The organism is Variovorax sp. Soil_C_26 (genome assembly GCF_057657075.1).
The window spans coordinates 1-5,569 of record NZ_JBDGJC010000025.1; the positions used below are offsets into that span (position 1 = coordinate 1).

Sequence of the window (5,569 nt, forward strand, 5' to 3'; positions counted from 1 at the left end):
GTGAGCCACCAGGCTCGCAAAGAGGGTGGGTCAATATTGGATGGAAATGCCGGGTCAGGATTGCATGGAACTCAACATTGTGCTTCTCCTCCTCGGTCTTTGCCTTAGCTACGCGCGCTGCCGCCTCTTCGTCCGGGTAGCGAAACTTCAGCGAATAGACGAGGTTCGGATCGCGCCAAGCGGTCGCATCCTTCAAGTTTCGCGGCTCGACCACGAAAGCGAAGTGGTACGTACGCTTGTCTGTGATGACCGTCACGTTCGTGTCGGCCTTCTCCGCCTTCGGTTTGATGAACAGGTTGCGGCCGCGCGGGATGATCTGCCACGCTTCGGTGTCTCCCACCGCCACGTCGGTCATCTTCTCGTTCTCCGCGAATTGCACGTGCGTCAGGACGCCGTAGAAGGTGTTGACGCGAACGACGTTCGAAGGGTCGTAGTCGATCGTTCGCACCCGCGTGTCGACAGCGCCCCTGCTGGGGGTGATTTCCGCCAACGCAAGCATCGGCACGATCAGCAGCAGCAACAGAAACTTTTTCATGCTCCTGCTCCTTTCAGCGAATCGGCGGCACTTGGGTTCCACTTGTGCCCGGGGCCGCCCCTGCCAGTGATGGGACCGAAACGCGATCGCCTGGTGCCATCGTGATTTCAGCGCCCGATTCCTGTGTCGATGCCGGCGCGCTCGTTCCTGCTGCGTCGTTCCCGGCTTCGGGGTCATTGCGATAGTCGACCACCTGGAAGCCCAAGGGATTGATCTCTCGATCACGCTCCGTCATGGGCGCCTTCGTGTACCTGAACGTCACTGTCGCGGCCCAATGCGACAGCTCGGGCTTGTCGGTGCCACGTTCGATCATCTTGGTATACCGAACCAGCGCGACGGTCGGGCTGATAAACGACGTGCTCTTTATCGCGACCTTCACCTTGGCGTACTGGCCATATACGTTGATCGGAGAGCGCGGGTTTTTCGGATTGAAGGCTTCGAAGTAGCGCTGCTGTTCAACCGAGCCAGACATGAGCCCGGTAGCGTAGTAATACTCTTCCGCCAATTCCTTGAAATAGCCTTCGCGATAGCGTACGTACCATTGAATGAAGTATTTATTGACGGCTTCGCCGTAGTTTTCCTTTCCGTCTTTCAGTGCATTCACCACGTCGACAATGCCTGTTGCGTTGTCGACGCGGATTACCCTCAGCTCGGTTTCCTTGAAAGGCGTGAGTCCCGCGACAGCAATAACCGAAGCCAAGCAGATCACACCGCTCCCGATCGCCACTGTCCATGCCGTTCGGGTGGATCGCTCCAGCTGGTGAACTCGGTTGCTTTCCCACGATTTCGCTTCCGCGAAATAACGCTCTTGGCTGCTCTTCTCGGCAGGCACTGGCTTAGCTTTGTTTGCCATCGCCGCCTCCGTTGCACAACCGCGCTACCGTCTGAGCGTCAGCTTTCGCTGCCACTACGCTTGTCGCGTTCACGGGGTAAAAGGCGCCGGAGCACTTAGCAGGCTTCGGCGGGGTTCCTGCGCATCCGGCGATCAACGCACAGAGCATTGTTAACGTGACAGCTGATTTCATTCCCCTTTTCTTTCTTATTAAATGCGGCCGCGAAACATAGAAAATCGTACGCGCAAAGTACCGTCTATTGCTGTTATTGGGCGTGCCAATATTTGCGCATTAATGCGCATTTATTGCGTCGGCCGCAATGGCCTTTAAGCCTTTTGTGCTCTATTGACGCGGCTAGTGGTTACCTTGCGGTAGACCGCGCTTGGCGCGCCGGCTTCGCGCGCTGCTGCGCGACTCGCGGCGGTACGCTCTGCCCATCGGCGATTCACCTCGCGTGTTCTCCGAGCACCTCTGATGTCGCTCAGCGTCTTGCCCGTCAAGAGGTTCTTGAGGCCCTTGCCGGCGCGGACGCCGGTGCCAGCGGCGCCTTTAGTGCGCCCGTAGAGCGAGCCCACGGCTCCTAGCGTGCTCACGGCTACGCCGCCGCCCAGCGCTGACGCTTGTGACGGCAATTGCATCAAAACCAAGAATGCAACTACAAACAGCGCGATTGCCGCAATTGCGTTTTCCAGGCTCGGATCAGCTGGTGCGGTGGCCGGCAAATACGCGTCAAGCAATGTGAATATCAACTTGATCGCTGCAGCGGTCAGCATTGTCAGGAAGACGTAGTTCAACGCTTGGCCGAGCCAAGCATTGAAGAATTGCTTTGTCGGCTCGAAGATCAGTAACAATACAAATAGAGGGCCGATGCCAAGAAGTATCGCCAACGCCATTTTCGAGAGCACCAACAGAAATGCCGCGTAACCCGTCGCAAGAACACCAGCAACCCAAATCCCTGCCGCGGCTAACATCATGGTCAAGTCCGGTACACCCAGCGTCGCATTGGCCTTGGCCTTTGTTGCGTACGCGGCCCCATAGTCATAGACCTTATTCCACAACGTATCAAGAAAATTTACGTTGGTGACGCCGCTATCCCCTGCGATGTAGCTCGCCATCAGATCCGGTGAGTTCCAGATCCAATCGGACAAGTATGTGGCGTAGTACCCACCGGTGGTAGCAATCGCAACGATGATGGACAGCCTCACCAATCGCGAAACAGCATCCGTGATCGGCTCCTCGATGACCCCTCGGATCATCGACCAACCCCAAAGGCAGATGTAAATCAGCACCAGTGTTCGCGCCACCGGCGTGATCGCTCCGATGATCGACGCCGACGTGCTGCTCACGTAGGTGTCCAGGGTGCCGCTCAGTTTTGTGAACAGGGATGAATAGAAGCCCGCCATTGTTGTGCCTGCTATTTCTTTCGAATCAGTGAGTCCATTTGCGACTGCATCACGACGGCTTGACACGTCTCGTTCATCATTTTCCGCTGGCAATATTTATCGCGGAATTCACTCGGGGTCATTCGTTGCCCGTCCACCACGATGTTCTTGGTGTCGGGCACATTTGGCACACCGTCAACATCGGCATCGTTCTTAGAGCACGCTTGCAGCGACAGGCCTACCGCGGCCGCCGTTACCAACGAGAGACCTATGCGTCGCGCCGCCGCGATGCTGGCCATCACCAAGCACCTGTTCCGGTGCGCTTGAGCGACTTCATTTGCCGATCCAGCGCTTGTGTGTTCTGAATGTCGCGCTGCGCCTGCTGCAGCTGCGCGACCATGTGCAATTTGTTCGCTTCGTTTTGCTGCATGACTTGCTCGATCTGGATACGCGCCTGCAGCTCCTGGATGTCCTTGTCATCCGGTGTCTGCTTGATCTTCTCCAACAACTGCTGCAGCGTTCCGAAGCGTTTGCTGGCCTGGCGATAGCCTTCTTCGCCAATTGCGCGATTCATCGCCGCTTGCTTCTGCTGGTTGTCGTAGGCAATGCCTGAACTTCCGCCCAGGCCCAGCGCGGCCGCGCTTTTCACGTCCATCGCAACCATCATCTGACGATGGGATGCAGAGAGGCTTCCGCCGCCTTCCATTGCACCCATCGTCGCTTGCCACTCGTCCGGCAGGTACTTGCGCCCCGCCGGGTCGTTGACGACGTCGGCCATGCCGCGGACTCCGTTGATGCTCCTGTACGTGGTCTGGAGCTGCTGGTTTTGCTCTCGCAACTGGCTGATCTGCTGCTCGAGTTGCTTGTACTGTTCAGCCCACTTGGCGATCGTCTCGACCTGGTTCATGGCGCTCTGTCCGATCGCCGCGACATCGGTCACCGGGATCTGCGCAGAGGCAGTGCCCACGCTGAAAAGCCCGCTCAGTGCAAGCGCTGCTCCACCCATGAACTTGAGAATGCGTTTCATTGGATCTCTCCCTTGCGATATTTGTGGAACTCAGGCAACCACACGGCTGGATCGGGACCGAGCTCGGCCACCAATTTCTCAGCCAGCAAAGACGTGGCCGTGTTGCCCGAAAGGACGGCCAGTTCATCATCGAACCCGCGAAGGTTCAGCTGCGCAACGACGGAGTTCTGTCCCGTCTTGATCAGGAACATGCGCGACTTTTCTCCCAGCGACCGGACGATTTCAAACTCGCGCTCGGTGAGCTTGAAGCCGTCGATGTACGCCTTGCGGTCGGCAGTGGGGTTGGGAAGAAAGATCTTGTTCGCGGTCTGATTGATGATCGAGAACGCGATAGGTGAGTCCAAGGCCTGTTGCGGGTCTTGAAGGAACATCACAAGAAAACCGTCCTTCTTCCGGATCGTCACGAGCTGGTTCTTGCCGAAGTCAGCGAAGGCCTTGTCGTCGAGCAGCCGCGAGAACTCGTCCATGAAGATCGGCACTCGGCGGCCATCGAACAAGGCCTCTATCCGATGCATGAGGTACATCATGGTCGGGGTCCGCGTCACTTCGTTCTCCAGGAACTCCGTCACATCGAATCCGACGATGTTGCAGTTGTCCACATCGAGCGTGTCGATCGGGTTGTCGAACAGCCAGGCAAGCGCTCCTTTGCCGCACCATTTCATGAGGCGGGCATGCACTCCGTTCGCGTCGGTCGGGTCCAGAAACTCCAGTACAGCGCTGATACGGCGCAGGTGCTGCGGTGCCACCATCACGCCGGCGACCGCGTCGGCGATCTCCTTGTCTTGGCGAGGCGTGAACGGGTAGTTCTCGTGCATCACCAATTGCTTGATCAGCTTCTCGAGGAACGTCAGGGCGCCCGGCGTCACAGGCAGTTGGAACGGGTTCCAGCCTGACGGCAGCCCATTCTTGATCGGGTAGTAGCGGCCGCCCATCGCTCGCACAGCGACCGCCCCGCCCAAGTCCTTGTCGAACATCACGCACGACAGCTTTTTCACGCCAAAGTGGCTGGCCGGAAACTTGGCGAACTTCTGCACCTGGGCCAGCAAGTGCATTTCGAGCACGGTTTTGCCCGTGCCTGTCTTGCCAATCACGATGGTGTTGGCCAAGTCCTTGTGATTCGGATCCATCGACGCTACGCGTTTCGCGTCGGGCCCCTCTTCACCCCTATGAAAGTTGAAGTAGTACGGTGCGCCTGATGTCGTCTCGAACATCGATACGGCGTCGCCCCACTGGTTGTGGCGAAGCCGGCCGATCGGGTAGTTGTGCAGACTGGAGAAGCCTGCGAAGTTCCGGCTCGTGATGTCGCCGATACGCACGCGGTACTCGAAATTGCCGGGGAGCTGCGACCAAAACGCGCCTGCTATGCCGACGTCTTCGCGAGCCCATTTCATCCCGCAGTCCGACAACGCCGCGCCGGCATCGGCCACGAACTCATTCAAAGATTTGTGGTCATCGCCGCGGATGACCAGTGCGAGGTTGTGTGCGCCCATCACAAAGCGATTGCTCTGCAGTTCGTCCTTCGCGTCATTGATCTCGTCGACTTGCGACTGCGCCACGTCACCAGCATTTGTCATGCGGCTTTGCTGGCGCTTCATGCGTCCGATCGCTACAGCTTTCGAGAGAAAGGTGAAGTTCTGCGACAGCACGAACTGTATGCGGTCAACGAACCACGTCCTTGAGCCGCAGGCTATGACCTGACAGCCTACGTTCCCACGTAGAGCAACGTGGGAACGTAAATGACAGACGATTTGGAAGACCTCAAACGCCGGCTGGTGGTGGGACACAAGAGCGA

The 5,569-nt window shown here is 57.9% G+C and carries 6 protein-coding genes; all 6 read right to left on the reverse strand.

Annotated features, from left to right (window positions below; genetic code table 11):
* Nucleotides 1–535 (reverse strand): TrbG/VirB9 family P-type conjugative transfer protein (locus AC3A6G_RS27195; protein ID WP_487875074.1); only part of this gene is annotated, 535 nt, incomplete at its 3' end.
* A gap of 13 nt (nt 536–548) precedes the next feature.
* Nucleotides 549–1,388, reverse strand: a complete 840-nt coding sequence (locus AC3A6G_RS27200) for a VirB8 family type IV secretion system protein (RefSeq protein WP_487875075.1) — start codon at nt 1,386–1,388, stop codon at nt 549–551.
* A gap of 306 nt (nt 1,389–1,694) precedes the next feature.
* Entirely contained in the window at nt 1,695–2,771 is a 1,077-nt protein-coding gene (locus tag AC3A6G_RS27205; RefSeq protein ID WP_487875076.1) for a TrbL/VirB6 family protein, read from the reverse strand.
* 11 nt (nt 2,772–2,782) lie between these two features.
* Complete coding sequence (locus AC3A6G_RS27210) at nt 2,783–3,049, reverse strand: hypothetical protein (RefSeq protein ID WP_487875077.1); 267 nt, start codon at nt 3,047–3,049, stop codon at nt 2,783–2,785.
* Complete coding sequence (gene virB5 / locus AC3A6G_RS27215) at nt 3,049–3,777, reverse strand: P-type DNA transfer protein VirB5 (RefSeq protein ID WP_487875078.1); 729 nt, start codon at nt 3,775–3,777, stop codon at nt 3,049–3,051. Before virB5 ends, AC3A6G_RS27210 begins: the two co-directional genes overlap by 1 nt.
* Nucleotides 3,774–5,569: VirB4 family type IV secretion/conjugal transfer ATPase (locus AC3A6G_RS27220; protein ID WP_487875079.1), on the reverse strand; the 1,796-nt coding region annotated here is incomplete at its 5' end. The genes AC3A6G_RS27220 and virB5, both read right to left, overlap by 4 nt.